At 70.0% G+C, this 24,245-nt stretch carries 23 protein-coding genes; 15 read left to right on the top strand and 8 right to left on the bottom strand.

Translation table 11 applies throughout. The features are described from left to right. Window positions 1-28 precede the first annotated feature (28 nt). The 4 genes from DIE22_RS17245 to ligD all read left to right on the top strand — a co-directional run bounded on the left by DIE22_RS17245 (window position 29) and on the right by ligD (window position 4,648). Window positions 29-190 (top strand): DUF1328 domain-containing protein, encoded by a 162-nt coding sequence (locus DIE22_RS17245; RefSeq protein ID WP_124497739.1) that lies wholly within the window; start codon window positions 29-31, stop codon window positions 188-190. After that, window positions 187-573 carry a DUF3022 domain-containing protein gene (locus DIE22_RS17240; RefSeq protein WP_124605636.1) on the top strand — a complete coding sequence of 129 codons (387 nt, stop codon included), beginning with the start codon at window positions 187-189 and terminating at the stop codon, window positions 571-573. Before DIE22_RS17245 ends, DIE22_RS17240 begins: the two co-directional genes overlap by 4 nt. A gap of 211 nt (window positions 574-784) precedes the next feature. After that, window positions 785-1,810: a Ku protein gene (locus DIE22_RS17235; RefSeq protein WP_124605635.1), complete on the top strand. Its 1,026-nt coding sequence runs from the start codon at window positions 785-787 to the stop codon at window positions 1,808-1,810. A gap of 24 nt (window positions 1,811-1,834) precedes the next feature. Then, entirely contained in the window at window positions 1,835-4,648 is a 2,814-nt protein-coding gene (ligD, locus tag DIE22_RS17230; RefSeq protein ID WP_124605634.1) for a DNA ligase D, read from the top strand. Between the two features lie 10 nt (window positions 4,649-4,658). Here the strand turns inward: ligD and DIE22_RS17225 are convergent, their stop codons facing one another. Next, window positions 4,659-5,978: a sodium:proton antiporter gene (locus DIE22_RS17225; protein ID WP_124605633.1), complete on the bottom strand. Its 1,320-nt coding sequence runs from the start codon at window positions 5,976-5,978 to the stop codon at window positions 4,659-4,661. A 42-nt stretch (window positions 5,979-6,020) separates the two neighbouring features. After that, window positions 6,021-6,377 (bottom strand): DUF3175 domain-containing protein, encoded by a 357-nt coding sequence (locus DIE22_RS17220; protein ID WP_124497735.1) that lies wholly within the window; start codon window positions 6,375-6,377, stop codon window positions 6,021-6,023. A 142-nt stretch (window positions 6,378-6,519) separates the two neighbouring features. On the opposite strand from DIE22_RS17220, the gene DIE22_RS17215 reads away from it, so the two are divergent. The 5 genes from DIE22_RS17215 (at window position 6,520) to DIE22_RS17195 (ending at window position 9,079) form a co-directional block, all read left to right on the top strand. Continuing rightward, on the top strand, window positions 6,520-6,882 hold the full coding sequence (locus tag DIE22_RS17215) for a hypothetical protein (RefSeq protein ID WP_124605632.1): 363 nt from the start codon (window positions 6,520-6,522) through the stop codon (window positions 6,880-6,882). A gap of 161 nt (window positions 6,883-7,043) precedes the next feature. Beyond that, complete coding sequence (locus DIE22_RS17210) at window positions 7,044-7,409, top strand: DUF3022 domain-containing protein (RefSeq protein WP_124605631.1); 366 nt, start codon at window positions 7,044-7,046, stop codon at window positions 7,407-7,409. Between the two features lie 291 nt (window positions 7,410-7,700). Next, window positions 7,701-8,249 carry a type 1 glutamine amidotransferase domain-containing protein gene (locus DIE22_RS17205; RefSeq protein WP_124605630.1) on the top strand — a complete coding sequence of 183 codons (549 nt, stop codon included), beginning with the start codon at window positions 7,701-7,703 and terminating at the stop codon, window positions 8,247-8,249. Window positions 8,250-8,254: 5 nt separating this feature from the next. Continuing rightward, window positions 8,255-8,596 carry a DUF1488 domain-containing protein gene (locus DIE22_RS17200; protein ID WP_124605629.1) on the top strand — a complete coding sequence of 114 codons (342 nt, stop codon included), beginning with the start codon at window positions 8,255-8,257 and terminating at the stop codon, window positions 8,594-8,596. A 255-nt stretch (window positions 8,597-8,851) separates the two neighbouring features. Further along, a complete protein-coding gene (locus DIE22_RS17195; RefSeq protein ID WP_124605628.1) occupies window positions 8,852-9,079 on the top strand; it encodes a hypothetical protein in 228 nt (75 codons plus the stop codon). A gap of 34 nt (window positions 9,080-9,113) precedes the next feature. On the opposite strand, the gene DIE22_RS17190 is transcribed toward DIE22_RS17195, so the two are convergent. Continuing rightward, window positions 9,114-10,364, bottom strand: coding sequence for a phosphatidylserine decarboxylase family protein (locus DIE22_RS17190; protein WP_124605627.1), 1,251 nt, complete (start codon window positions 10,362-10,364; stop codon window positions 9,114-9,116). A gap of 116 nt (window positions 10,365-10,480) precedes the next feature. Between DIE22_RS17190 and DIE22_RS17185 the strand changes: the two genes are divergently transcribed. Then, window positions 10,481-10,732, top strand: coding sequence for a hypothetical protein (locus DIE22_RS17185; protein WP_124497729.1), 252 nt, complete (start codon window positions 10,481-10,483; stop codon window positions 10,730-10,732). A 20-nt stretch (window positions 10,733-10,752) separates the two neighbouring features. Here the strand turns inward: DIE22_RS17185 and DIE22_RS17180 are convergent, their stop codons facing one another. After that, complete coding sequence (locus tag DIE22_RS17180; protein ID WP_311767744.1) at window positions 10,753-11,643, bottom strand: Fic family protein; 891 nt, start codon at window positions 11,641-11,643, stop codon at window positions 10,753-10,755. Window positions 11,644-11,814: 171 nt separating this feature from the next. Here DIE22_RS17180 and DIE22_RS17175 point away from each other — a divergent pair, with 171 nt between their 5' ends. The 5 genes from DIE22_RS17175 to arsN2 all read left to right on the top strand — a co-directional run bounded on the left by DIE22_RS17175 (window position 11,815) and on the right by arsN2 (window position 15,018). Beyond that, entirely contained in the window at window positions 11,815-12,150 is a 336-nt protein-coding gene (locus tag DIE22_RS17175) for an ArsR/SmtB family transcription factor (protein ID WP_124497728.1), read from the top strand. 22 nt (window positions 12,151-12,172) lie between these two features. Then, window positions 12,173-12,667, top strand: coding sequence for an arsenate reductase ArsC (locus tag DIE22_RS17170; protein WP_124605626.1), 495 nt, complete (start codon window positions 12,173-12,175; stop codon window positions 12,665-12,667). Between the two features lie 69 nt (window positions 12,668-12,736). Further along, the gene (gene arsB / locus DIE22_RS17165) at window positions 12,737-13,807 is read left to right on the top strand and encodes an ACR3 family arsenite efflux transporter (protein WP_124605625.1); all 1,071 of its coding nucleotides are present in this window, start codon (window positions 12,737-12,739) and stop codon (window positions 13,805-13,807) included. A gap of 20 nt (window positions 13,808-13,827) precedes the next feature. Continuing rightward, complete coding sequence (gene arsH / locus DIE22_RS17160) at window positions 13,828-14,550, top strand: arsenical resistance protein ArsH (protein WP_124605624.1); 723 nt, start codon at window positions 13,828-13,830, stop codon at window positions 14,548-14,550. Window positions 14,551-14,559: 9 nt separating this feature from the next. After that, window positions 14,560-15,018 (top strand): arsenic resistance N-acetyltransferase ArsN2, encoded by a 459-nt coding sequence (gene arsN2, locus DIE22_RS17155; protein WP_260426700.1) that lies wholly within the window; start codon window positions 14,560-14,562, stop codon window positions 15,016-15,018. 145 nt (window positions 15,019-15,163) lie between these two features. On the opposite strand, the gene treY is transcribed toward arsN2, so the two are convergent. From treY to glgX, 4 genes are read right to left on the bottom strand one after another with little or no spacing between them, the layout of a single operon-like run. Beyond that, window positions 15,164-17,938 carry a malto-oligosyltrehalose synthase gene (treY, locus tag DIE22_RS17150; protein ID WP_124605623.1) on the bottom strand — a complete coding sequence of 925 codons (2,775 nt, stop codon included), beginning with the start codon at window positions 17,936-17,938 and terminating at the stop codon, window positions 15,164-15,166. Beyond that, window positions 17,935-20,229, bottom strand: a complete 2,295-nt coding sequence (malQ, locus tag DIE22_RS17145) for a 4-alpha-glucanotransferase (protein ID WP_124605622.1) — start codon at window positions 20,227-20,229, stop codon at window positions 17,935-17,937. Before malQ ends, treY begins: the two co-directional genes overlap by 4 nt. Next, complete coding sequence (treZ, locus tag DIE22_RS17140) at window positions 20,226-22,109, bottom strand: malto-oligosyltrehalose trehalohydrolase (RefSeq protein ID WP_124605621.1); 1,884 nt, start codon at window positions 22,107-22,109, stop codon at window positions 20,226-20,228. The genes malQ and treZ overlap by 4 nt, the downstream gene beginning before the upstream one ends. Window positions 22,110-22,118: 9 nt before the next feature. Beyond that, window positions 22,119-24,233 carry a glycogen debranching protein GlgX gene (gene glgX / locus DIE22_RS17135; protein ID WP_124605620.1) on the bottom strand — a complete coding sequence of 705 codons (2,115 nt, stop codon included), beginning with the start codon at window positions 24,231-24,233 and terminating at the stop codon, window positions 22,119-22,121. Window positions 24,234-24,245: the final 12 nt, after the last annotated feature.

The raw sequence follows: 24,245 nt of genomic DNA, 5'->3' as shown, positions 1-24,245 counted from the left end.
GCCGTTCTCCAGGACCCAGGAGGAATTCATGCTTCGATACGCCATCATCTTCTTCGTCATCGCGATCGTCGCCGCCGTGCTCGGCTTCGGCGGCATCGCGGCCGGCGCGGCCGAGATCGCGAAGATCCTGTTCTACATCTTCGTCGTGATCTTCCTGGTCACGCTGCTACTGGGCGTCGTGCGACGATGACGGTCACCCCCGACCGTTCGCAGCGCATCGCGGAACTCGAAAATGCGCTCGCGAACGGATTTCCGTCGCAGTCGACCCTCGTCGTGCATGCGGACGACGCATCGGGGCGGCTGACGATCCAGGTGTCGTGGGTGCGCGTGCCGGCCGATGAAAGCGCGCGCACGTGGCGTTGCGCGGTCGACCTGCGCTTCGATCCGGACGTGCTCACGCGCTATGGGTCGCTCGGCGCGGCCGACCGGCTGCGCGTGCGCACCCGGCTGTGCGACCTCGCGCGGCGCGCGGTGGACGAACAAAAGCCGCGCGTCGAAGATGCCGAGATCGAATGCAGCGTCACGCTCGACGTGACGCGCGCCGAACTCGATCGCGCATTGCGCGCGCCCTGACGCAACTGCCGCAGCCTGCAGCGACACCGCGGCCGGGCCGCGTCGGCACGCCGCGCGGCTCGTCCGTTTGCCGTGACGGCGCCGGGAGTGCCGCGACGCGCTCGCGCACGCCGCCCTTCACCGACCCGATGCGAGGACGTGCCGGCGTAGCGCCGCGCGGGGCGTCCGCCGCTTCGGGCGGCGGGCACACACGCAGCAAAGGAGGACAGGCATGGCACCCCGGATGATATGGAAAGGCGCGATCAGCTTCGGACTCGTTCACGTGCCCGTGCAGCTGTTCCCGGCGACGCGCACCGTGAAGCCGTCGTTCCGGCTGCTCGACAAGCGCTCGATGGATCCGGTCGGCTACCGGCAGATCAACAAGCGCACCGGCAAGGAAGTCATGCGCGAGGACATCGTGCGCGGCTATGAGTACGAGAAGGAGCGCTATGTCGTGCTGACCGACGAGGAAATCCGCGCGGCGAACCCCGAGTCGACGCAGACCGTCGACATCCTGACCTTCGTCGACGAGGACGCGGTGTCGTTCCTGTATCTCGACACGCCGTACTACCTCGTGCCGGACCGCAAGGGCGAGAAGGTCTACGCGCTGTTGCGAGACGCGCTGAAGGACAGCGGCAAGATCGGCATCGCGCTGGTCGTGATGCGCGACCGCCAGCATCTCGGCGCGCTGATCCCGGTCGGGCCGCTGCTCGCGCTCGACACGCTGCGCTGGCAGGAAGAGTTGCGCCCGCTCGACGAGCTGTCGGTGCCGGCCGGCGATGCGAAGCACGCGGGTGTGACCGCGCGCGAACTCGGGATGGCCAGGAAGCTGATCGACGACATGTCGGGCACATGGACGCCCGACGAGTATCACGACACGTTTCGCGACGACATCCTCGAGCTGGTCGAGCGCAAGGTGCGCGCGGGCAAGATCGAGGAGATCGAGGAACGGCCGGCGCTGACGGCACGCACCGCGACCAACGTGGTCGACCTGACCGAGCTGCTGAAGCGCAGCCTGAAGGGCGGTGGCGGCGCGCGTGCGGCGGACCTGCGCGATGCGGGCGAGGACGATGCGGATGGATCGCCCTCGACGTCGCGCGGCGGCGGGCGCCGCAAGCCGGCTGCGAAGCCGGCTGCGAAGACGGCGCCGAAGGGGGCGGCCACGAAGACCGCGGCGAAACGGCCGGCCGCAAGACGTGCCGCGGCGGGCACGCATGCGGAGAAGAAAACCGCCGTGCACCGCAAGCACGCCGCATGATGCCGCGCGATGCGAGGTGACGCGATGGCCGCCAAGCTCGATCCGTATCGCCGCAAACGCCACTTCGGCGCGACGCCGGAACCCGAAGGGGCGCATGGGCGGCGGCGTGCGAAGGCGGGCGCGAAGCCCGACGCGCGGCCGGCTTCGCACGCCCGTCATCCGCTGCGCTTCGTGATCCAGGAACACCACGCGCGGCGCCTGCATTACGACTTCCGGCTCGAACTCGACGGCACGCTGAAGTCGTGGGCCGTACCGAAGGGGCCGAGCGTCGATCCGTCGGTGAGGCGCCTCGCCGTGCATGTCGAGGATCATCCGCTCGAATACGCGTCGTTCGAAGGCGAGATTCCGGCCGGGCACTACGGCGCCGGGTCGGTCGTCGTGTGGGACGAAGGCACATGGACGCCCGACGGCGGCGTCGCGCAGGCGCGCGACGGCTACCGCGCGGGCAAGCTGACGTTCCGGCTCGATGGCGAGAAGCTGCACGGCGGCTGGGCGCTCGTGCGCACCGGCCGGCAGCAGGGACGGCAGGAGCAGTGGCTGCTGATCAAGGAGCGCGACGACGATGCGCGCGGCACGGCTGAATTCGACGTCGTCGGCGAGCGGCCGGGGAGTGTGCATGACGGCGCGGCAACGTCGGCGCGGGCGCGTTCCGACGGCGGTTCGACGCGTGCGCGCGGTACGCCGCGCGACCGGGGCGACAAGGCCGGCGAACGTGAAAAGCGCGGCAAGCGAGACAAACACGGCAAACGCGCCGCACGACATGACGACCAGGCCCGCCCGCCCGTCGATCCTTCCGATATCGAAGGCGCGGTGCGCGCTGCGCTGCCCGAACGCGTCGCGCCACAGCTCGCGACGCTGGTCGACGGTCCGCCGACGCAGGGCGACTGGCGCTACGAACTGAAGTTCGACGGCTACCGGATCCTCGCGCGCATTGCCGGGAAGGGCGCGCGCCGGCATGTGAAGCTGATGACGCGCGAAGGCCGCGACTGGACCGCGAAGCTGCGCGCGCAACGCGACGCGCTCGCGGCGCTCGACGTCGAAGGCGCCTGGCTCGACGGCGAGGCCGTCGTGCTCGGCGCGAACGGTCTTCCCGATTTCCAGGCGCTGCAGAACGCGCTCGGCGCAGGGCATTCGGACGCGGTCACCTGGTTCGTGTTCGACTTGCCCTATCTCGACGGTTACGACCTGCGCGACGCACCGCTCAACGCGCGCCGCGCGTTGCTCGAACCGCTGCTCGCCGACAGCGACCCCGCGCGGCTGCGCTTTTCGCCCGATCTCGGCGACGACGTCGCCTCGCTGATCGCGAGCGCATGCGATACCGGCCTCGAAGGGCTGATCGGCAAGCGCGCGGAGTCGCGCTATCGCGCCGGACGCTCGCCGGCCTGGATCAAGCTCAAATGCCGGCGCCGGCAGGAGTTCGTGATCGGCGGCTATACCGAGCCGTCCGGCAGCCGCCACGGTTTCGGTGCGCTGCTGCTCGGCGTGCATGAACCGGCGCCGGACGGCAAGCGGCGGCGCGGGCCGGTGCCGCTGCGCTACGTCGGCCGTGTCGGCACGGGCTTCGACACGAGGATGCTCGACCGGCTCGCCGCGATCCTGCGCAAGCACGAGCGCGACACGACGCCGTTCGATCCGCCGCCACGCGAACGCACGCGCACGCGCGTGCACTGGATCGAGCCGACGCTCGTCGCCGAATGCGCGTTCGCGGAATGGACCGGCGACGGCATCGTGCGGCAGGCCGCGTTCATCGCGCTGCGCGACGACAAGCCGGCGGCGCAGATCGTCCGTGAAGTGCCGAAGCATGCGGAAACGGAGGTGACGATGGAGCAGCGTCAAACCGCGCACCACGACAAGCGCAAGCACGCGTCGCCGGCCGATCGCGATACGCGCGGCCGCAAGCACCACGCGCGTTCACGCGCATCCGCTCGCGCCGCGGACGACGATAGCCCCGGCCTGCTCGGCCGCGTGCGCATGACGCATCCCGATCGCGTGCTCGATCCGCGCAGCGGCACGCGCAAGATCGATCTCGCGCATTACTGGCAATGGGTTGCGCCGTGGCTGCTGCCGGACCTGAAGGGCCGGCCCGTGGCGCTCGTGCGCGCGCCCGGCGACATCGCGGGCGAGCTGTTCTTCCAGAAGCACGCGAAGCGCCGCGAAATCCCGTTCGTCACGCAACACGCGGGGCTCGATCCGGGCCATGGCCCGCTGCTGTCGCTCGACAATGTCGACGCGCTGCTCGGCGCCGCGCAGATGGGCACGATCGAACTGCATACGTGGAACGCGCACGCGTCGAACATCGAGCGGCCGGACCGGATCGTGTTCGACCTCGATCCCGATCCGGCGCTGCCGTGGAGCGCGATGATCGAAGCCGCGCAACTGATGCGCGGGCTGCTCGACGAACTCGGTCTCGCATCGTTCTGCAAGACGAGCGGCGGCAAGGGGCTGCACGTCGTCGTGCCGATCGCGCGGCACACGGGATGGGACGACGTGAAGGACTTCTCGCGTGCGGTCGCGCAGCATGTCGCCAATGCATTGCCCGATCGCTTCACCGCGACGATGGGGCCGAAGCACCGGCGCGGCAGGATCTTCATCGACTATCTGCGCAACGGCCGCGGCGCGAGCACGATCGCCGCATATTCGGCGCGCGCGCGGCCCGGGATGGGCGTATCGGTGCCGCTGCGCTGGGACGAGGTGCCCGACACGACGGGCGGCGCGCAATGGACGATCGACACGCTGCACGAACGCCTCGACCGGCTCGAGCGCGATCCGTGGGAAGGCTATGCCGGCACGCGCCAGCGGATCACCGCGCGGATGCGCGCGCGGCTCGGCTCGACATGACATGACACCGTCAGCGCCGGTGCTGCAGCCGGTAATACCAGTCCATCAGCGGCGTCGCCGATATGCCATGCGCGATCACCGATGCCGACACGACGGCGAGCACCGGTGCCGCGAGCGGCCGCACCGCGCTGGACGGCCCGTGTTCGAGCGCGAACAGCAGGTAGTAGAACGAGCCGATTCCGCGTATGCCGAACCAGGCCATCAGCCGCCGTTGCGCATGCGTCGCGCGCGAGCCGGTGAGCGTCAGCAGCACCGCCGCCGGCCGCACGGCCAGGAACAGCACGACCGACAGCGCAACCGCGCCCCACGTGACGAGCGGAGCCGACAGCGTCCCCAGCACGCTGCCGATCATCGTCATCACGAGCGCTTCCGCGATCCGTTCGAGCTCGATCGTGAAATCGAGCACCGATTCGGTCATGAACGCGTGGGCTTTCTCCGGATGTTTCTCGGTTGCGGCCACGTCTTCCGAATCGATCCGGCCGATCACTTCGCGCGGCCGGCGCTCGCCGCTCGCGCGATGCTCGACGCGTCGCATCGCGACGCCCGCCGCGAACGTCGCGATGAAGCCGAACGCATGCGCGCGCTGCGCGGCGCCGAACGACAGCACGATCAGCGCGAGCGCGAAGAAGCTTTCGAAGCCGAGCGCCTGTGCATGGCGTGTGCGCAGCCAGCCGATCGCCTGGGTGGTGGCCGCGCCGAGCACGCCGCCGATCGCGGCCGCGCCCGCGATGCCCCACAGCGCGGCCAGCGCGAACGTGCCCGACAGCGCCGGCCGCGCGTGCGGCGTGTCGGGCGCGCCGCACAGCGCGAGGCCCGCGAGCGCGAACGGCAGCGCGATCCCGTCGTTCAGCCCGCCTTCGCCGGACAGTGCGAAGCGCACGAGGTCGCGGTCGCCGGGATCGTGCACCTGCACGTCGTGCGCGAGCACCGGGTCGGTCGGCGCGAGGATCGCCGCGAGCAGTAGCGCGGGACCCCAGCCGAGACCGAGCGTCAGCACCGCGCAGCCGGCGAGCAGCGGCACCGTGACGATCATCGCGAGCAGGCCGAGCCGGCACGGCACGAGCCACAGTGCGTCGGACAGCGGCACGCGCAGCCGCAGCCCGATCGCGAACAGCGACACCAGCAGCGCGACCTCGACGATCTCGCGCAGCAGTTGCGCGTCGCGCGCGATGTCGAGATGCAGGAGGCCGGCGCCGGACGGGCCGAGCGCGACGCCGAGCGCCAGATAGACCATCGCGGTGCTGCACGGCAGGTGACGCAGCGCCGAGGTCGCGATGCCCATGCCCATCAGCACCGCGCCGACGATCAGATACCACAGCGTTTCATGCATGAGGGCCGGCGGAACAGGTCGATACGGAGCAGGCGGGTGCCGTCACGGCTTGCGGCCGAACGCCTCGCGCAGTTTGCGCTTCGCGCGTTCGAGCGTCGCGCGGCGCGTTTTCGGCAGGTTACGGCCCGCGCGGTTCACGTAGAAGTTCAGCATCGACATCGCCGACTGGAACGGCGACGCCTTGCGGCGGCGGCTGCGTTCGGCCGAGCGCTTGAGGGAGGCTGCGATCGCACCCGGATCGTCGGACTTGAAGATCTCGGGCTCGAGGTCGAGCGCATCGCTTTTTTGCATCACGTCGGCGGACCAGCGCTTGCGGTGATGCGGATCGTTGCCGCGCGCACGGCCCGGGCGGCGTGTCGCGCGTTTGCCTTGCGGACGGGAAGCGGAAGCTGACGACATCGCAGGACTCCGTACGGGATCGGGATGGGGCGTTGGTCATGGGCGCCGCAAGCCGCGTGCCGCATCGCTGACGGCACGGGCCTTGCTGAACCGTACGCGCGGGAAATGCCACGACCGCGGTTCCATTGAGGGAGAACGTTCCATGAAGGCAGCATCCGAATCGAAATCCGTCGCGCGCCGGATCCTCGCGTGCGCGGCCGTCGCGCTCGTCGCCGCGGCGCCGGCCGCGTGGGCACAGAACTCGCAGCGTCCGGACGAGGGCACCGGCGCGCCGATCCTGTCGCCACCGGATACGTCGGCACAGGGCACGGGCGGCCTGTCGAACGGGAATGCCGCAGCACCGCCGCCCGCGACCCGCATGCGGGAGCCGCGCGGCCCGCGCCCGCCCGTGCGGACCAAGCCGGGTGGCCCGACCGGTGCCGGGGCCGGCGGCAGCGGTAGCGCCGGCAGCGCCGGAAATGGCGGCATGGGCGGTGCCGGCGGCACGGGTTCCAGCGGTTACTGACGATCTCGGTGTCGCGCCGGCACGGCCGGCGCGGCGCGATGGCGGCCGCCGGCCGCCGGCCGCCGGATGCCGCATGCCGCATGCCGCATGCCGGGTGCCGGGTGCCGGGTGCCGGGTGCCGGCCGCGGGGCCGGCACGCCGCCACCACGCAGGAGGACATCATGCAATCGAATTCCCGGATCTCGCTCGACGACAGCGAGCTGGACACCGAAGCGGTCGATACCGACGATCTCGATACGACGGTGCATCTCGACGTCGCGACCGGCAGGATCAAGTTTCATGCGGCGTGGGCGCGCGCGTCCGATGCGCCGCCCGATGCCGCGCGGCACGCGGTCGTGCTCGCGCTGGACTGCGACACGATGGAGCGCTATGCGGACCTCGACGACGGCGCACGGAGGCGCGTGCATGTGATGCTGCACGAAAGCGTGCAGGCGACGCTCGACTCGCTGCCGGACGTGACCGAGGACCTGACGCTGACGGTCGAGTTGACGGACGCGATGCTCGACGCCGCGCGTCACCTGCAGTGAGCGTGGCGTGGCAGTTCGCGCGCGCAGCCTCGCACGAAGCCCGCCGGCGGTTCCGCTGAATGCGGACGCGTTACACATCCCGTTGAAATCTTTGCAGACGCCGCGCGGCGCGGTGTGACGCGGCCCGCCGCGCGCACCACGTGGCGGCACACGTACGCGCCATCGTCTGGCGATTGCGGGTCGCGCCCCGCCGAAACGGGGTCGTACGGCATGAATCCATCGAGGCGCGGCACGCCGATTGCTGCGCGACGGGCATGGCACGACCGGTGCCGCAACGACAGGGAGCGTTCCATGATCGGCAAGCTGGACCAACGCAAGGTAGCGATACTCGCGGTCGACGGCTTCGAGGAAGCCGAGCTCGTCGAACCGCAGCGCGCGCTGACGGCCGAAGGCGCGCACGTCGACGTGATTTCGCAGCAGCGCGGCGAGATCCAGGGATTCAGGCACGTCGACAAGGGCGATCGCGTGAAGGTCGACCGCACGTTCGACGACGCACGCGAAGGCGACTACGACGCGGTCGTGCTGCCGGGCGGCGTCGTCAACGGCGACGCGATCCGGATGCTGCCGGCCGCGCGCGAGTTCGTGACCGCGGCCGTCGGCGCGGGCAAGCCCATCGCGGCGATCTGTCACGGCGGCTGGCTGCTCGTCTCGTCCGGGCTGGTGGACGGCCGCACGATGACGAGCTGGCCGAGCCTGCAGGACGACATCCGCAACGCGGGCGGCAAGTGGGTCGACCAGGAGGTCATGCGCGACGGCAACCTGATCACGAGCCGCAAGCCCGCCGACCTGCCCGCCTTCAACGGCGCGCTGGTGCAGTGCCTCGCGTCGCGGGGAGCGTGAGCGACATGCCGGCCGACTCCGTTCATCACGTGACGCTGACCGATGCTCCGCCCGAGTTCGACGGCGCGGTGCTGCAGATGCGCTTCGTCGTCGAGGTCGACGGGAAGCCGCTGATCTGCGCGATCACGGTCGAGGCGCTCGAGGATCATTTCGGCGCGCGCTCCGCGCTCGAAGCCGATCTGCGCGACGCGTTCGACCGCGGCCGCGCGCGCATCGAGGCCGCGTGCGAGGAAGTGCTCGCCGACGGCAAGGGCGGCGTGGAACTGCACAGCGGCTACTTCCGGGTGCGCGACAAGGCGGCGGGCAAGACAGCGCGCGCCGGGCTGCTCCGCTCGCGGAAGTCGTGATTCGCGCGGCGCGGGTGGCGCGCGTGCCGCATCGTGCCCCCTTGGCGCGCCATTACACGCCGTTGAAAACTTTGCAGCGCCTCCCGCTCGGCCTGAAGTGACACATCGCGCCGCGCGCCGGCTGCTCACGGGGCTTCTTCGTCCCACATACTGGCACGCTCCCTGCATGTATCCCTTATTGCGGCGCACGATTCGCACCCGCGCCGTCGCGATGCCCCGCCGCATCGCGTCAAGCCGTCAATGGGAGGAGACAACATGCTGACAGCACATGAATTTGCCGCACTGTTCCTGGTACATCGCGCACCGGAACAGATCCAGCCCGACAGCGACGACGTCGTCGCCCTAGTCGAACAACAACTGATCGAGATGCGCCTCGACGCGTCGGGCGCGAGCCGTCCCGCGCTGACTGCCGACGGGCTGTCGGTCGTGCAGTGCATGCAGCGGCACGGCGGCGGCTGCGGCTTTGGAGGCGCCGACGCGTGACACGCGTGCGAGCCGTCCGGATCGCTGTCGCGGCTCAGTGCGCGATCGCGACCGACGCGTTGACCTGCACGACCGGCGTATAGCCGTCGAACGGCGGCGCGGACAGGAAGCGCTCGATCACGCCGGGCTCGAACAGCAGGCAGCAGGTCGAGCCGCCGTACTGGAAACGGCCGATCTCGTCGCCCTTGTCGACGCGCTGCCCCGGCACGACCTCGATCACGCACGACGACACGTCGCCCATCCCGACGAATACGGCGGCCACCGTGCCGATCCCCGGATCGTCACAGTCGATCGCGACCACCGCGCGCGTGGCGACGGCCGTCATGTAACCCTGCGAGTCGTTGAGCCCGGCCGGGTCCGGGCCTTCCGCCTCGGCGACCGAGTAGTAGGTGCCGTCGACCCGGTACGCGTGCGTGACGGTGCCGCGCACCGGCGCATGCCAGCGGTGATAGTTGTACGCGCTCAGGTACACCTGGTACAGGTCGCCGCCGACGAAGCGTTCGGCGAGCGGCAGCCGCGCGGGCGTGAGGATGTCGCGCAGCGAATACGGTTGGCCCTTGATCCAGAACGTGTCGCGAATCCTCAGGTTCGATTCGGTGTGATACGGCGCGGCTTCGCACGCGCTGACGATCACGTGCGGATCGTCAGGCGCCGCGACCGGCCGCGCATCCGCGCGAAAACGCCGCGTGAAGAAGTCGTTCCACGAGTCGAAGCCCCAGTGCGGCTGGTCCTCGCGATACCGGAACTGCGCCAGGCCGAGGCGCTGGCGCGCGGCTTCGCAGAACCAGCCGTCGGGCGCCGACGTGTCCAGATGCGCGCGCGAATGCGGGCCGCCGAGGAAGTCGCACCACACGTTCAGCACCTGCTTCAGATGCGCGTTGACCGCCGCGTCGCGAAACACCGCATGGCCCGACGGCATGCACATCGGCCAGTCGAGGAACGCGTTCAGCGGGCACACGATCAGGCTCGTTTCGCTGAACGGCGGCGTATAGGTCATCAGGTGATCGATCACCGTCATCAGTTCGCCGATCGATGTGTAGCCGAGCGTGCGGCCCGCTTCGCGTGCCTCGTCGATCGCGCGCGTGAGGCACATGTGCAGCACGGCGTTGTCGTCGAACAACTGCGCGAGTGCCTGCACGGCCGGCGTGCGCAGCCGTTCGCCGGCCTGCGCGCGCGCTTCGTTCGCGATTTTTTCGCGGTACGCGGCCATGTGCGATTCCTCGCGGGCCATCCATTCGCCGAGGCGATGGCGTGTCCCGGGCGGCGTGCTGCTGTCTGTCGGCATGGTCGCCTCCGGCAACGGTTGCGGTACGAATGCGGGCAGCAAGGCGCTTGCCCGGCGCGCGGCACCGAAATTGCTGCATTCCGGCGATCAGCTTTTTCAATCACACGGAGCATGAAATGAACGCAGCTTCGAATGCGCGACAGATCCAGGATGCGGCTTCGACCGGCGAGGGCCGCGGCGACGAGCAGCGAACCGTGGCGCCGACGCGCACGCGGGCACGCGTGCGTGCGACGACGTCGCGCGGCGGCACGCGGCGGACCGGACGCGGCCGCACGAACGCGCCTGTGACGACGCACGGGAGTGCGGAGACGGGCGAGCCGCATTGGGAGGATGACGACGGGGCGATGCCGCCGGAGGAGTGGTCGTGACGTCGCGCGACGTCGCGCGCTTACTGCTGGCCCGCTGGCCGCTCCGGCCGATAGCGATCGACGACCGCAGGATCGGTCGATTCCTCGTCGCGGAAGGCCGAAGATACGGCGTCCACGATGGCGGGCCAGACGCCGGTTTGTTGCAGGACAGGCATCTCCTTGGCCAGAACGTTGCTGAGTTGCCCCTGGTTTTGCTCGATCGAGCGGAGCACGCGGTCGGCCTGGTGGTCCGGCATTTCCACGATTTCCTTGACAGCCTGCCGAGCCCGCGCGTGACTGCGCAGATAACGCGACTCTTCGCGCATGTGTTCGGTCAGCGTGCGCTTGACGATATTGGCGAGATACTGCACGTGCGGGCCAAGGTCCGGGTAGCGCCATAGCGGCTGCGCCTGTTGTTCGCCGTCGAACGCGAAGTTGGAGACGACACCGTCAGGATAGGCAGTCTGAGCCGCTTCGAACGACACACTCCCGCGAACGTGCGCCATCAGCGGAGCGGACACGTGGTCCAGGACTTTGTCATAGCCGCGGCGTTCGCCCGCATCGTCCATGATGACCGCGGATACCGGGAGGATCACGGGCTCTGGAATGGCGCCGTCCCGCCGCAGGACATCGTTGATCAGAAAGCGATGGACCCGGCCGTTTCCGTCAGCAAGCGGATGAATGTAGACAAAGCCGAAGGCCGCAACGGCGCTGCGCATGACCGGGGATTGTCCGGCGGTGCGCTCCAGGAATACGCGAAGCCCGTCGAGCATGACTGGCACGTCGTCTTGAGAGGGGGCGACGTAGTGCACGATCTCGTTGAAGCGTACGGTTTCTCCGACGAATACGGGTGACTGGCGGAAGCCGAAATGCGTAAGGGTGGTGCGCTCGCCAAGGATTTCCCGCTGCAGTTCGGGTCGGCTACCGCGCAAAATCGATTATTTGCGGTCGTTCAGTGCGCAAATCGATTACGGGCGTACAAAAACGATTATACGCGGGGTGATTTGCACAAAATCGATTATGCGGAAGGGATCAAGGGTGCGATCGTCGGCGGCCGTGCATGCCAGTTTCCATTGTTTCCATATTTCGAGTAATATCGAAACATGGAAACGAACCAGACCATCGCCGCCCTGTCGGCCCTCGCGCACGAGTCGCGCCTCGCCGTCTTTCGCGCGCTCGTGCAGGCCGGCCCGTCGGGCCTGGCGGCCGGGCAAATCGCGACACTGCTCGACGTGCCGCCGTCGTCGCTGTCGTTTCATCTGAAGGAACTGGCCCACGCGCAGCTCGTCACGAGCCGCCAGGAAGGCCGCTTCGTGTTCTATTGCGCGAACTTCGCGACGATGAACGGACTCATCGGCTACCTCACCGAGAACTGCTGCGGCGGCAATCCGTGCTCGCCGGTCTCCGCCTGTTCGACCTCCTGCTCCGACCCGACGTAAGCACGCATTCACGCCTCTGCCGATGACCACCAACGTCCTGATCCTCTGTACCCACAACTCCGCGCGCAGCGTGCTCGCGGAAGGGATGCTCAACCACTGGGCCGCGAAGCTCGGCTGCGACGTGCGCGCCTACAGCGCCGGCAGCGCGCCGAGCGGCCGGCTCAATCCGTTCGCGCTGGACGCGCTGACGCGCGCCGGCGTCGACGTCAACGGATACCACAGCAAGAGCTGGGACGAATTCGTCGGCGACGGCGCGCCGGCAATGCGCATCGTCGTCACGGTATGCGACAGCGCGGCCGCGGAGACGTGCCCGTACTGGCCCGGCAGTCCGGTGAAAGTGCATTGGGGCTACGCCGATCCGTCGAACGCGGCAGGCGGCGACGCGGGCAAGCGGCTCGCGTTCGAGCTGACACGCGAGGCGCTCGGCTATCGGATGCTGCAACTGCTGGCACTGCCGCTCGAGCGCATGAGCAACGCCGAACTCCAGACGGCATTGACCGCCATCTCGCGAAACTGAGCGCTTGCACGGCGGCTTGCGTGAACCGGCGTGCCGCGTGCCTTTCTCCAGCCCGACTTCTCCTGTCCGATGAACACGTCCAACGTCATCCCGCCCCGCGACGCCGTCGTCAAGCCCGCGATCAACTTCTTCGAACGCTACCTGACGGTCTGGGTCGCGCTGTGCATCGTCGCCGGCATCGTGCTCGGCCAGGTGCTGCCCGGCCTGTTCCAGCGGATCGGCCGCATCGAGTACGCGCAGGTCAACCTGCCAGTCGGGCTGCTGATCTGGGTGATGATCGTGCCGATGCTCGTGAAGGTGGACTTCGGCGCGCTGCATGAAGTGCGCCAGCATGTGAAGGGGATCGGCGTCACGCTCGTCGTGAACTGGCTCGTCAAGCCGTTCTCGATGGCCTTGCTCGGCTGGCTGTTCATCCGGCAGCTGTTCGCGCCGATGCTGCCGGCGGACCAGCTCGACAGCTACATCGCCGGCCTGATCCTGCTGGCCGCCGCGCCGTGCACGGCGATGGTGTTCGTGTGGAGCCGGCTCACGGGCGGCGATCCGCTGTTCACGTTGTCGCAGGTCGCGCTGAACGACAGCATCATGGTGATCGCGTTCGCGCCGCTGGTCGGGCTGCTGCTCGGGATGTCCGCGATTACCGTGCCGTGGGCGACGCTGCTTACGTCGGTGGTCCTCTATATCGTGCTGCCGGTGATCCTCGCGCAGATCTGGCGCAAGCGGCTGCTGCGCGACGGACCGGCCGCGTTCGATGCCGCGATGGCGAAGATCGGCCCGTGGTCGATCGCCGCGCTGCTCGCGACGCTCGTGCTGCTGTTCGCGTTCCAGGGCGAAGCGATCCTGAAGCAGCCGCTGGTGATCGCACTGCTCGCGGTGCCGATCCTGATCCAGGTGTTCTTCAATGCGGCGCTCGCGTACTGGCTCAATCGCGCGGTGGGCGAGAAGCACAACGTCGCGTGCCCGTCCGCGCTGATCGGCGCATCCAATTTCTTCGAGCTCGCCGTCGCGGCCGCGATCAGCCTGTTCGGTTTTCACTCCGGTGCGGCGCTGGCGACTGTCGTCGGCGTGTTGATCGAGGTGCCGGTCATGCTGCTGGTCGTGCGCATCGTCAACCGGTCGAAGGGCTGGTACGAGCGCGCTTGAGCCAACCACGGAATCTTTTCATGACCGACCGACTGACCGACCTGCCGCAACTCGACCCTGAACTTTTCCGCGTGCCGGACGCGAGCCGCTTGCGGCCGGCGTCGCCGTCCACGCATCCGCCGCGCTTCCTGCTGCTGTACGGCTCGCTGCGCGAGCGTTCGTTCAGCCGGCTGCTGGTCGAGGAAGCCGGGCGCCTGCTCACGGCGATGGGCGCCGAGGTGCGCGTGTTCAATCCGAGCGGCCTGCCGCTGCCCGACGATGCGCCGGAGAGTCATCCGAAGGTCGTCGAGCTGCGCGAACGGGTGATGTGGTCCGAGGGGATGGTGTGGTGCTCGCCGGAGCGGCACGGCGCGATGACGGGGATCATGAAGTCGCAGATCGACTGGATCCCGCTGTCGGTCGGCGCCGTGCGGCCGACGCAGGGCAAGACGCTCGCGGTGACGCAGGTCAGCGGCGGCTCGCAGTCGTTCAACGCGGTGAACCAGATGCGCGTGCTGGGGCGCTGGATGCGCATGCTGACGATCCCGAACCAGTCGTCGGTGGCCAAGGCGTTCATGGAATTCGACGAAGCGGGTCGGATGAAGCCGTCGGCCTATTACGATCGGGTCGTCGACGTGATGGAGGAGCTGGTCAAGTTCACGCTGCTCACGCGCGACATCGGCCCGTATCTGGTCGATCGGTACAGCGAGCGCAAGGAAAGCGCGGAGGCATTGTCGAAGCGGGTGAATCAGCGCGGGATCTGAACCGTACGGATGCCGCCGATCCAATCGGGAGTCGATGTCATGCAACTTCGTTCTGCAGCGTTATCCGACCTGGCCTCGATCGAGGCATTGCTTCGCGCGTCGAACCTGCCCGTCGCGGGTGTCGCGGCGCATCTGGACAACTTCATCGTGCTTGCCGAACCACCTGCCGTGACGGGATGCGGCGGTATCGAATATTACGGTGACTTCGCGCTGATCCGGTCGATCGCCGTCGTTTCGCATGCGCAAGGGAACGGCCTCGGTCGCACGATCGTTGCGCGGCTGATCGCGGCGTGCCGCGCGCGCGACGTCCAGTCGATCGGGTTGCTGACGACGACCGCGGCAGACTATTTCACCGGTTTGGGTTTCGTGCCCGTTGCCCGCAAGGACGTGCCGCGGCCGCTGCTGGCGTCCAGCCAGTTTCAGGGGGTGTGTCCGGATGCGGCTGCCGCGATGTTGCTGGCGTGTTGAGCGGACTGGCTGGACCGCAGCGAGAAGGCTGGTGGCGGGCGCCGCCCGTCTTTGCACAAAATCGATTGGCGAAACCTGTTTTGTGCGAAAAATGATTTTGGTCGTGCAAAAGCGATTATCCGCGGGCCGATTTGCACAAAATCGATTACGGCTGCGGGTCCTTCGTATCGGCTGCCAGGATCACCGCAACCGGCAACGCGGCAAGACAACGATCGAGCCGCATCGTGCCGTCCGGCGCCCCGATTTCGCTTCCGTGGTTCAGCCAGTCGATCCACCGCTCGCCGGCGCCGCGCGGCAGCACCACGGCCGTATCGCCCCATTCCCGAGGCTCGACGCGCGGCAAGCCCGGTACTTCGCCAAGCAACCGGCACGCGAGCCGCGTCGCAATCACCACGATCGTCGCCGTTTCGTCGCATCGCGCGAACGCCACCGCATGCCGTCCGAGCCTGCCGCGCACGCGCAGCGGCACATACGCGCCATCCGCGAACGTCGCCGGCCAGCGCGTGCGCAGCGCGAGCATCCGCTCGACGAGCGCCCGCTTCACGCGCGCATCGGGCCAGTCACGCAGATACGCGGCGACCGGCTCGTCGACCCGCTCGGCCGCGAGCACCGCAAACGGCACCTCGCGCCGGTTGTCCGGATCGACGAGCGAGTGATCCCATGACTCGGTACCTTGATACAGGTCGGGCACGCCCGGCGACGCCATCCGCAGCGCCGCCTGCGCGAGACTGTTGACGACACCGGCCGGCGCGATCCGCGTGACGAACGCATGCAGCCGGTGCACGAAATCGCCCGCGCCGTGCGGCGTCAGGATCGCGCGGACGAACTGCTCGCAAGCGCGTTCATGGCCGGCGTCCGGCGCGAGCCAGTCGGTATGCTGTTTCGCTTCGCGCAGCGCCTTCGTCTGCCAGCGCACCACGCGCTCGGCAAGCATCGCGAGCCCGGCCGCATCGTCGGGCGCGAGCCCCGGCGGCCAGCAGCCGACGAGCGTCTGGTACAGCATCGCTTCCGCGGCCGGCCCCGGCGCCCACGCGAGATCGCGATGCGCACCGCCACGATGCGGCTGGTTCAGCGCGGACCAGTCGAGCGACACCGCGCGCCACGCGTCGGGTACTTCGCTCAGCACCGCGAGCCGCGCGCGCGCATCCTCGCCGCGCTTGTGATCATGCGTCGCGGTCGCGACGAGTGTATGCGGCACGGTGCGTGCGCGGCGCCGGTTGCGCGCATGGAATGCGCCGCGCGACAGGCTGAAGTCGCCGGCATCGGCGCCGACCTCGTTGCGCGACAACAGCCGCCCGTAACGGTAGTTGGCCGTGTCCTCGACACCCTTCGCGGCGAGTGGCGCGGTGAGCTGTGCGAATGCGACGCGTGCCGCGTGCAGTGCCGCGGTATCCGCGCGCGGCACGCGCGTGCCCGGCACCCCGAGCCAGCCGGCGACGCGATCGAGCGCGTAGCGATCGGACGGGTCGATCGCGGCGCACGCCGCGTCGTACGCGTGCGCCAGCACGCGACGGTCGGCGGCGCTCGGCTCGTCGCCGGGTGTCGGGTACATCCGGTACACGGGCAGGTGCACGGCGAGCTCGCCCAGCACGCGCTGGATCGCGATCCGGCTGATGTCGCGCGTCGCGGGCGCCGCGCGCGCGATGCGGTGGAACGCTCGCGCGACGCGTTCGTGCTCGCCGGCGAGCTGCCGCATCAGCACGCGCCGCTTGCCGGCCACCGCGTCCTGCGCGAACGACCGCGCCGACCCCGACACGGCCGCCCAGTGCGCGGCGAGCGGCGCGGCGCCGGCCGGGTCGTGCAGCAGCGCGGCGACGTCGTTCATGAAGTCGTAGCCGGTCGTGCCGTCGACGCGCCAGTCGTCGCGCAGCGTCTCGCCCGGCGCGAGGATCTTCTCGACGACGATGTACGGCCGCTCGTCGCGCTGCGCGGCGAGCCGCGCATGCAGGCGCCGGCAGTACGCGCGCGGATCGGCGAGGCCGTCGACGTGATCGACGCGCAGACCGTCGATGCAGCCGGCCGCATGAAGCGCCAGCGGCAGCGCGTGCACCGCATCGAACACCGCTGCGTCCTCGACGCGGACGGCCGCGAGCGTCGCGATGTCGAAGAAGCGCCGCCAGTTCAGTTCGTCGGCGGCCGTGCGCCACCACGCGAGCCGGTAGTGCTGGCGTTCCAGCAAATGATGCAGGCACGCGCGCGAGCGTGCGCGGCGCGGATCGGCGCCGCGCAATATCGCGTCGAACGCATGCGGCCCCTGTGCGGCGGCATGGTCGCGCAGCGCCGTGTGCGCGGCCGCGAGTCGCGCGCTGCCGCGCACCGTCGGGGCGGCGAAGCGTTCGGCGAGCGCGTTCAGGTCCGCGCGGTTCGCGATGCGCAGGATCTCCGCGTAGGTCGCCGCCGCGATTGGCAGGGTTCTGCCCGGGCAGGCGATGAAGAAGCGTCCCGTCGACGGATCGGCGCCGAGCGTGATGTCGCCGGCCGCGAGCGCGTCACCGTATGGCGCGCCGAGGCAGGGCAGCAGCACCTTGCCGTCGAGCGCCGCATCGGGCGGATGCCAGTCGATGTCGAAATGGCGCGCATACGGGCTCGCCGGTCCCCATTCGAGCACGTCGTTCCACCAGCCGTTCGAGGCGCCGCCGACGCCCATGTGGTTGGGCACGATGTCGACGATCACGCCGAGGCCGCGCGCACGCAGCGCGTCGAGGAGGCGCCGGAAGCCGGCTGCGCCGCCGAGTTCCGCGCTGATCGCGTGATGGTCGACGGTGTCGTAGCCGTGCAGCGAGCCGGGCTCGGCCGTCGTGATCGGCGACAGGTACAGGTGGCTCACGCCGAGCCGCGCGAAGTAGTCGGCGTGCGCGGCCGCGTCGTCGAACGTGAAGCCCGCGTGCAGCTGCAATCGCAGGGTTGCGCGCGGCGTCATGCGTCGTCCTCCGCGGCGCGGCGCGCGCGCTCGATCGCCGCGATGCGCTTGCGCACGTGGGCGTCGAACAGCGCGTCGACCGTGCGCGGCAGCCGGCGCAGCCAGTTCGGATGGCCGCACGGCGGGCCGGGGAGATTCGGTTGCTCGTCCAGGGCGAGCAGATCCTCGAGCGGCACGATCGCGAGCGGCGCCGGGCTGCGTGCGACGCATGCAAGGATCGCGCCGACGGGCGGCGTGTCGGCGGACGGGATGGGCGCGCCGGCCGGTGCGCAGCCCGCGTGCTGCAACGCGCGCCACAGCGCCGCGCGGTCGGCGGCGCGTTCGGCCTGCGCGGCGATGAGGTCGGGGGCGGGGGGCGATGTGTCGGGTGCGGGAGGCCTGTGGTGGCCGTCGTCCGTGGCGGGGGTATCGTCACGCGGGCCCGGATCGTTGTGTTCATCGCGGCCCGAGCCGTGTGCGGCGGCAGCGTGACCGATGTCGTCGTCGGCATTGCGCGCACTCGCGGTGCGTTGCGCCGGGTCGCGCTCGTCAGCCGCGCGCGCATGCCTGGCCGTATCCGCATCCGCACCAGCCACGACCCGCCGCCACTCGAGATCGACACCACGCCACCAGCCGGCCACCGTCGGCAGGTCATGAGTCGAGGTCATCGCGATCGTGTCGCGATCCCACGCGGACGGCGGCCGAAACACGCCATTCGCGTCACGTTCGAACCACAGCACGCGCATTCCCGCGATGCCCTGCGCGCCGAGCCGCTCGCGAAAGCCCGCCGGCACTGTGCCGAGATCCTCGCCGATCGCGACGGCGCGATGCCGTGCCGCCTCCAGCGCGACGAGCCGCACGAGATCGTCGACCGGATAGCGCAGGTACGCGCCGTCGCGCGGCGACCGGCCGTCCGGCACGATCCACGTCCGCGCGAAGCCGAGCACATGATCGATGCGAATCCCGCCCGCATGCGCGAAGGCCGTGCGCAACAGGTCGACGAACGGCGCGAAGCCGTTCGCGCGCAGTGCGGCGGGCGTCCACGTCGTCACGCCCCACGCCTGGCCGTCCGCATTGAACAGGTCGGGCGGCGCGCCGACCGACACGCCGCGCAGCAGCGCGGTGCCGTGCGCCCACGCGTCGCTGCCCGCGCGATCGGAGCCGACCGCGAGGTCGGCGATCAGCCCGATCGTCATCCCCGCGTCGCGCGTCGCATGCTGCGCGTGGCCGAGCGCGTCCGACGCGCACCATTGCAGGAACGTGTGGAACGCGATCGTCTCGGCATGCGCATGCGCGAAGGCGTCGACCTCGGCCGAAGCCGGCATCTGCCACTGCACGGGCCATTGCCGCCAGTCCGCGCCGATCCCGTTGTCGATGCAGAACGCCTGCAGCGCGTCGAAGCGCGCATGCGCGTCGAGCGATGCGCCGCCCGTCGCGCGAAACCGTTCGAGCGCGTCGCGCGATGGCTCGCCGTTCGCGCGCCATGCATCGAAGCATGCGCGCAGCCGACGCAGCTTGAGCGGCAGGACGTGCGGCCAGTCGATCAGCGGCGTATCCGGCGCAGGCACGTCGTGCGCCGCCGGGCCGCTCGTCTGCCGCACGCTATCGGCGCCCGGCGCCGCATCGCAGTCGAGATACGCGACGTTGTGCCAGCGGCGCGACGACGGCGAATACGGGCTGTCGTGCTCGGGCAGCGCCGGATAGCCGGCATGCGTCGGGCTGATCGCGACCGCGTCCGCGCCATGCCGTGCCGCGCGCGCGGCGAGGCCGGCGAGCGCGGTGTAGTCGCCCGCGCCGTCGTCGCCCGTGCGGCGCAGGCTGTAGAGCTGGGCCGCGATGCCCCAGCGGCGCCGCGCTTGCGGCATGCCGTCGCCGGCGTCGAACGGCCGCGCACGCGGCGGCGCGATCGCGAGCCCGATCCGTCGTGCTCCGATGTCGAGTGCGTGATAGCCGGGCAGCGCGAGCGGCGGCAGCGTGCCGTGTTTGCCCGCATCGGCCACGTGCCCGTCGACGTACTCGCCCGATTCGAGCGAGATCCGGAAGCGCGTGCCCGGCGGCGCGATGCTGCGCGGCAGCGTCAACGGCACGCCGGCGTCACCGGTCACGACGCACGGCGTCGCGTCGCGCGCGCCGGCGAGCGCCGCCGCGCTGTCGACCCGCTCGCTCGGCGTGCCGCACGGCCAGCCGAGCGCATCGACGAGCGCGACGAGCGCGTCGTCGTCCACCCGCCGCGCGACGCCGCCCGCATCGATCCAGTCCGGCTCCAGCCCGGCCGCGCGCGCGAGTTCGGCGATCGGCACGTCGGTCGTCATGGCCGCGTATGTCCGTTCGCGCGGTGATTCAGCGCATCGCGGTTGACCGCGCCGTCGCGCCACGCGATGCAGGTGCGTGGGGGCAGGCGCTGGTCGGCGAGCCGGTCGCGCGCCCGCGCCGGCGTCTCGAACACGATCTTGCCGACCGGCAGCGCGGGCAGCACTGCATCGCGCGAGCCGGGATTGAACGCGAGCGTCAGCGTGCTGCCGTCGCCGAGCCGCCAGCGCGCGACGAGCGCGGCCGCATTGCCGTTGCCGTCGCTGTTGCCGTGGGCGGACAGCAGATCGACGCCGAGCGCACGGGCGCCGGCCAGGTGCGGGGTCACGAGCGCCGCGCGTACGGCCAGCGCGCTGTGGTAGAAGTGCCGCCACGCGTCAGCGTCGGGCCATGCTGCGTCGTCCGCGTGGCCCGGCGACGAGCGCACGAACGTGCCGAGGTCGTTCGGATCGGGGATCGCATGGCGATGCGCGGGATCGGCGAACGCGGGGAATGCCGCGAACTCGCGGCGCCGGCCTTCGCGCACCGCATCGGCGAGTTCGCCGCGATAGTCGGTGAAGAACTGGAACGGCTGCGTGCTGCCGGCTTCCTCGCCCATGAACAGCAGCGGAATCTGCGGCGCGAGCAGCATCAACGCGGTCGCCGCGCGCACCGCGTCGTCGTTCGCGAGCGCGCGCAGCCGCTCGCCGAACGCGCGATTGCCGATCTGGTCGTGGTTCTGCAGGAACGTGACGAACGCGGTCGGCGGCAGGTGCGCGCTCGGCTCGCCGCGCGGCGCGCCGTCGTGCAGCGGCGACGGCTCGCCCTGGTACGCGAACCCTTCGCCGAGCGTGCGCGCGAGATGACGGAGCGGCGCATCGGCGTATGCGCGGTAGTAGCCTTCGCGCTCGCCGGTCAGCAGCACGTGCGCGCTGTTGTGGAAGTCGTCGTTCCACTGCGCGTCGAAACCGTCAGGCCCGAGCAGGCTCGCCGCATTGCGTTCGTTCTCGAGCACCAGGTGCACGTGGCGCGCACCGCCCGCATGCGCGCGCACGCGGCGTGCGAGCTCGCGCAGCCATGTGTCGTCGTCGATCGCGTGCGCGGCGTCGATGCGCAGGCCGTCGAAGCGGAATTCGTCGAGCCAGTACAGCGCGTTCTCGATGAAGAACGCGCTCGTCTGCGCACGCGAGAAGTCGATCGCGGGCCCCCAGGTGGTCTGCCGGTCCGCGCGGAAGAATTCGGGCGCATAGCGCGGTAGCAGGTTGCCTTCGGGGCCGAAGTGGTTGTACACGACGTCGAGAAACACCTGCAGCCCGAGCCCGTGCGCGGCGTCGACGAGTGCCTTCAGTTCCTCGGGCCGTCCGTACGACGCAGCGGGCGCGAACGGCAGCACGCCGTCGTAGCCCCAGTTGCGCGCGCCGGGGAACGCGTTGACGGGCATCAGCTCGAGCGCGGTCACGCCGAGCGCGGCGATGCCGGGCAGGCGCCGCTCGACCTTCGCGTAGCCGCCGCACGCGCCGACGTGCAGTTCGTACAGCACCGTCTCGTGCCACGGCCGGCCGCGCCACGCGTCGTGGCGCCAGCGGTACGCGGCCGGATCGACGACCTGGCTCGGGCCGTGTACGTCATCCGGCTGGAAACGCGATGCGGGATCGGGCACCGCGAGACCGTCGTCGAGCAGGAAGCGGTACAGCGTGCCCGGACCGCACGGCGCGACGATCTCGAACCAGCCGTCGCCGGCGGTCCGCATCGCGACGCGCCGTTCGCCGTGCAGTTCGACCGCGGCCGTGCGGCTCGCGGGCGCCCACAACCGGAAGCGCGTGTGCGCCGCGTCGAGGCAGGCCGCGCCGAACGACGAAGCGAATGCGTGCGTGCCGGGCGGATGGGCAGTGCGTGACGTCATGGCGGCTCCTCACGAAGACAGGTCTGGCGGCACGGCCGCGACCGCGATCGCGGCCGCATGCGCGGCGACGTCGAGACCGGCGTTCGGCCACGAGCGCGGGCCGGTGTCGGGCGTCGCCGTGTCGAGCAGCACGCGGTAGTCGAGCACGGGCGCCGGCAGCTTGAACGTGATCGTGGCGGCCGACGCATTCAGCATCACGAGCAACGCCTCGATGCGCCCGGTGCGGCCGGTGCCGACGCGCCGTATCGTCAGCGCACGCCGTTCGCCGTCTTCCCACGCGGGCACGGTCAGCGGGTCGCCGCGCTCGTCGAACCAGTCGATCTCGTGCATGCCTGCTGCACAGTCGCGGTCGCCGGACGGATAGTGCGGCGCCGACATCACCGTGTACATGCGTCGGAGTGCCGCGAGCCGCGACACGAAGCGCATCATCTGCACGCCTTCGTCGGTGCGCGCGAGATCCCAGTCGAGCCATGACAGTTCGTTATCCTGGCAATAGGCGTTGTTGTTACCGTGCTGCGTCCTGCCGAATTCGTCGCCGGCCACGATCATCGGCGTGCCGAGCGCGGTAAACAGCGTCGCGAGCATCGAGCGCGCGACCCGCGCGCGCAGGTCGCGGATCGATGCATCGTCGGTGGCGCCTTCGACGCCCCAGTTCGCGCTGCAGTTGTCGCCATGGCCGTCGTGGTTGTCCTCGCCGTTCGCGTCGTTGTGCTTGTGCGCATACGACACCAGATCGGCGAGCGTGAAGCCGTCGTGCGCGGTGATGAAATTGACCGACGCCCACGTGCGGCGCCGCTGGTGATTGAACAGGTCGGCCGAGCCCGCGAGCCGCGCGGCGAGTTCCTGGCGCTGGCCCGCGTCGCCGCGCCAGAAGCGCCGCACCGTGTCGCGAAAGCGGTCGTTCCATTCGGCGAAGCCGGGCGGATGGCGGCCCAGCTGATAGCCGCCGGGGCCGAGATCCCACGGCTCGGTGATCAGCTTGCGCTGCGCGAGCACCGGGTCCTGCCGCAACGCGTCGAAGAACCCCGCGCCGGGTTCGAAGCCGTGATCCTCGCGGCCGAGCGTCACGCCGAGATCGAAACGAAAGCCGTCGACGTTGAACGCGCTCGCCCAGTAGCGCAACGAATCCATCACCATCTGCACGACGCGCGGATGCGACAGGTTCAGCGTGTTGCCGCAGCCGGTCTCGTCGACGTGGTAGCGCGGATCGTCCGGCCGCAGCCGGTAGTAGCTCGCGTTGTCGAGGCCGCGCCAGGACAGCGTCGGGCCGAGTTCGTTGCCTTCGCACGTGTGGTTGTAGACGACGTCGAGCACGACTTCGATGCCGGCCGCATGCAGCTGGCGGATCGCGATGCGCATTTCGTCGAGCCGCCGCGTCGACAGGTACGACGGCTCCGGCGCGAAGAACGCGGCCGTATCGTAGCCCCAGTAGTTGCGCAACCCGCGTTGCACGAGCGCGCGCTGCTGCAGGAACGCATGCACCGGCAGCAGCTCGACCGTCGTCACGCCGATCGACAGCAGGTGATCGATGAATGCCGGGTGGGCGAGCGACGCGAACGTGCCGCGTTCCGGCGCGCGCAGCCCGGCGCGGCGCATCGATGCGCCGCGCACGTGGGTCTCGTAGATCACGGTGCTGCGCCACGGGACGTTCGGGCGCCGGTCGGTACGCCAGTCGAACGCCTCGTCGACGACCACGGCCTTCGGCATCGCAGGCGCCGAGTCGCGCCGGTCCATCGACAGGTCCGCGCGGTTCGAATGCACGCGATAGCCGAACAGCGCGTCGGACCAGCGAAAGTGGCCGACCAGCTTGCGCGCATACGGGTCGAGCAGCAGCTTGGTCGGATTGAAGCGATGGCCGTGCTGCGGCTGGTACGGGCCGTCCGCGCGAAAGCCGTACACGGTGCCCGGATGCGCGTTCGGCAGGTAGCCGTGCCACACCTCGTCGGTGCATTCGGGCAGGTCGAGCCGTGCGAGCTCCTTGCGGCCGGTCGGGTCGAACACGCACAGCTGGATGCGCTGCGCATGCGCGGAAAATACCGCGAAATTGGTGCCGAGACCGTCCCAGGTCGCGCCGAGCGGATAGCAGCGGCCGGGGTCGAGACGGGCAGGCAGGGCGGTCGGCATGGGGATCATTTC

The organism is Burkholderia sp. Bp9142, assembly GCF_003853415.1.
Lineage (GTDB): Bacteria > Pseudomonadota > Gammaproteobacteria > Burkholderiales > Burkholderiaceae > Burkholderia.
The sequence above is the reverse complement of the archived record's forward strand: the minus strand, read 5'-3'. Positions and strand labels throughout refer to the sequence as shown.

Bases quoted from the DNA above. Each gene is read 5' to 3' on its own strand.
- DIE22_RS17175 (WP_124497728.1), top strand. From the start codon at position 11,815: ATGGAAACGAACCAGACCATCGCCGCCCTGTCGGCCCTCGCGCACGAG.
- ligD (WP_124605634.1), top strand. From the start codon at position 1,835: ATGGCCGCCAAGCTCGATCCGTATCGCCGCAAACGCCACTTCGGCGCG.
- DIE22_RS17190 (WP_124605627.1), bottom strand. From the start codon at position 10,364: ATGCCGACAGACAGCAGCACGCCGCCCGGGACACGCCATCGCCTCGGC.
- DIE22_RS17220 (WP_124497735.1), bottom strand. From the start codon at position 6,377: ATGTCGTCAGCTTCCGCTTCCCGTCCGCAAGGCAAACGCGCGACACGC.
- DIE22_RS17200 (WP_124605629.1), top strand. From the start codon at position 8,255: ATGCCGGCCGACTCCGTTCATCACGTGACGCTGACCGATGCTCCGCCC.
- DIE22_RS17225 (WP_124605633.1), bottom strand. From the start codon at position 5,978: ATGCATGAAACGCTGTGGTATCTGATCGTCGGCGCGGTGCTGATGGGC.
- arsB (WP_124605625.1), top strand. From the start codon at position 12,737: ATGAACACGTCCAACGTCATCCCGCCCCGCGACGCCGTCGTCAAGCCC.
- DIE22_RS17235 (WP_124605635.1), top strand. From the start codon at position 785: ATGGCACCCCGGATGATATGGAAAGGCGCGATCAGCTTCGGACTCGTT.
- DIE22_RS17240 (WP_124605636.1), top strand. From the start codon at position 187: ATGACGGTCACCCCCGACCGTTCGCAGCGCATCGCGGAACTCGAAAAT.
- glgX (WP_124605620.1), bottom strand. From the start codon at position 24,233: ATGCCGACCGCCCTGCCTGCCCGTCTCGACCCCGGCCGCTGCTATCCG.
- treY (WP_124605623.1), bottom strand. From the start codon at position 17,938: ATGACGCCGCGCGCAACCCTGCGATTGCAGCTGCACGCGGGCTTCACG.
- DIE22_RS17195 (WP_124605628.1), top strand. From the start codon at position 8,852: ATGCTGACAGCACATGAATTTGCCGCACTGTTCCTGGTACATCGCGCA.
- DIE22_RS17185 (WP_124497729.1), top strand. From the start codon at position 10,481: ATGAACGCAGCTTCGAATGCGCGACAGATCCAGGATGCGGCTTCGACC.
- malQ (WP_124605622.1), bottom strand. From the start codon at position 20,229: ATGACGACCGACGTGCCGATCGCCGAACTCGCGCGCGCGGCCGGGCTG.
- DIE22_RS17205 (WP_124605630.1), top strand. From the start codon at position 7,701: ATGATCGGCAAGCTGGACCAACGCAAGGTAGCGATACTCGCGGTCGAC.
- treZ (WP_124605621.1), bottom strand. From the start codon at position 22,109: ATGACGTCACGCACTGCCCATCCGCCCGGCACGCACGCATTCGCTTCG.
- DIE22_RS17245 (WP_124497739.1), top strand. From the start codon at position 29: ATGCTTCGATACGCCATCATCTTCTTCGTCATCGCGATCGTCGCCGCC.
- DIE22_RS17215 (WP_124605632.1), top strand. From the start codon at position 6,520: ATGAAGGCAGCATCCGAATCGAAATCCGTCGCGCGCCGGATCCTCGCG.
- DIE22_RS17210 (WP_124605631.1), top strand. From the start codon at position 7,044: ATGCAATCGAATTCCCGGATCTCGCTCGACGACAGCGAGCTGGACACC.
- arsN2 (WP_260426700.1), top strand. From the start codon at position 14,560: ATGCCGCCGATCCAATCGGGAGTCGATGTCATGCAACTTCGTTCTGCA.
- arsH (WP_124605624.1), top strand. From the start codon at position 13,828: ATGACCGACCGACTGACCGACCTGCCGCAACTCGACCCTGAACTTTTC.
- DIE22_RS17170 (WP_124605626.1), top strand. From the start codon at position 12,173: ATGACCACCAACGTCCTGATCCTCTGTACCCACAACTCCGCGCGCAGC.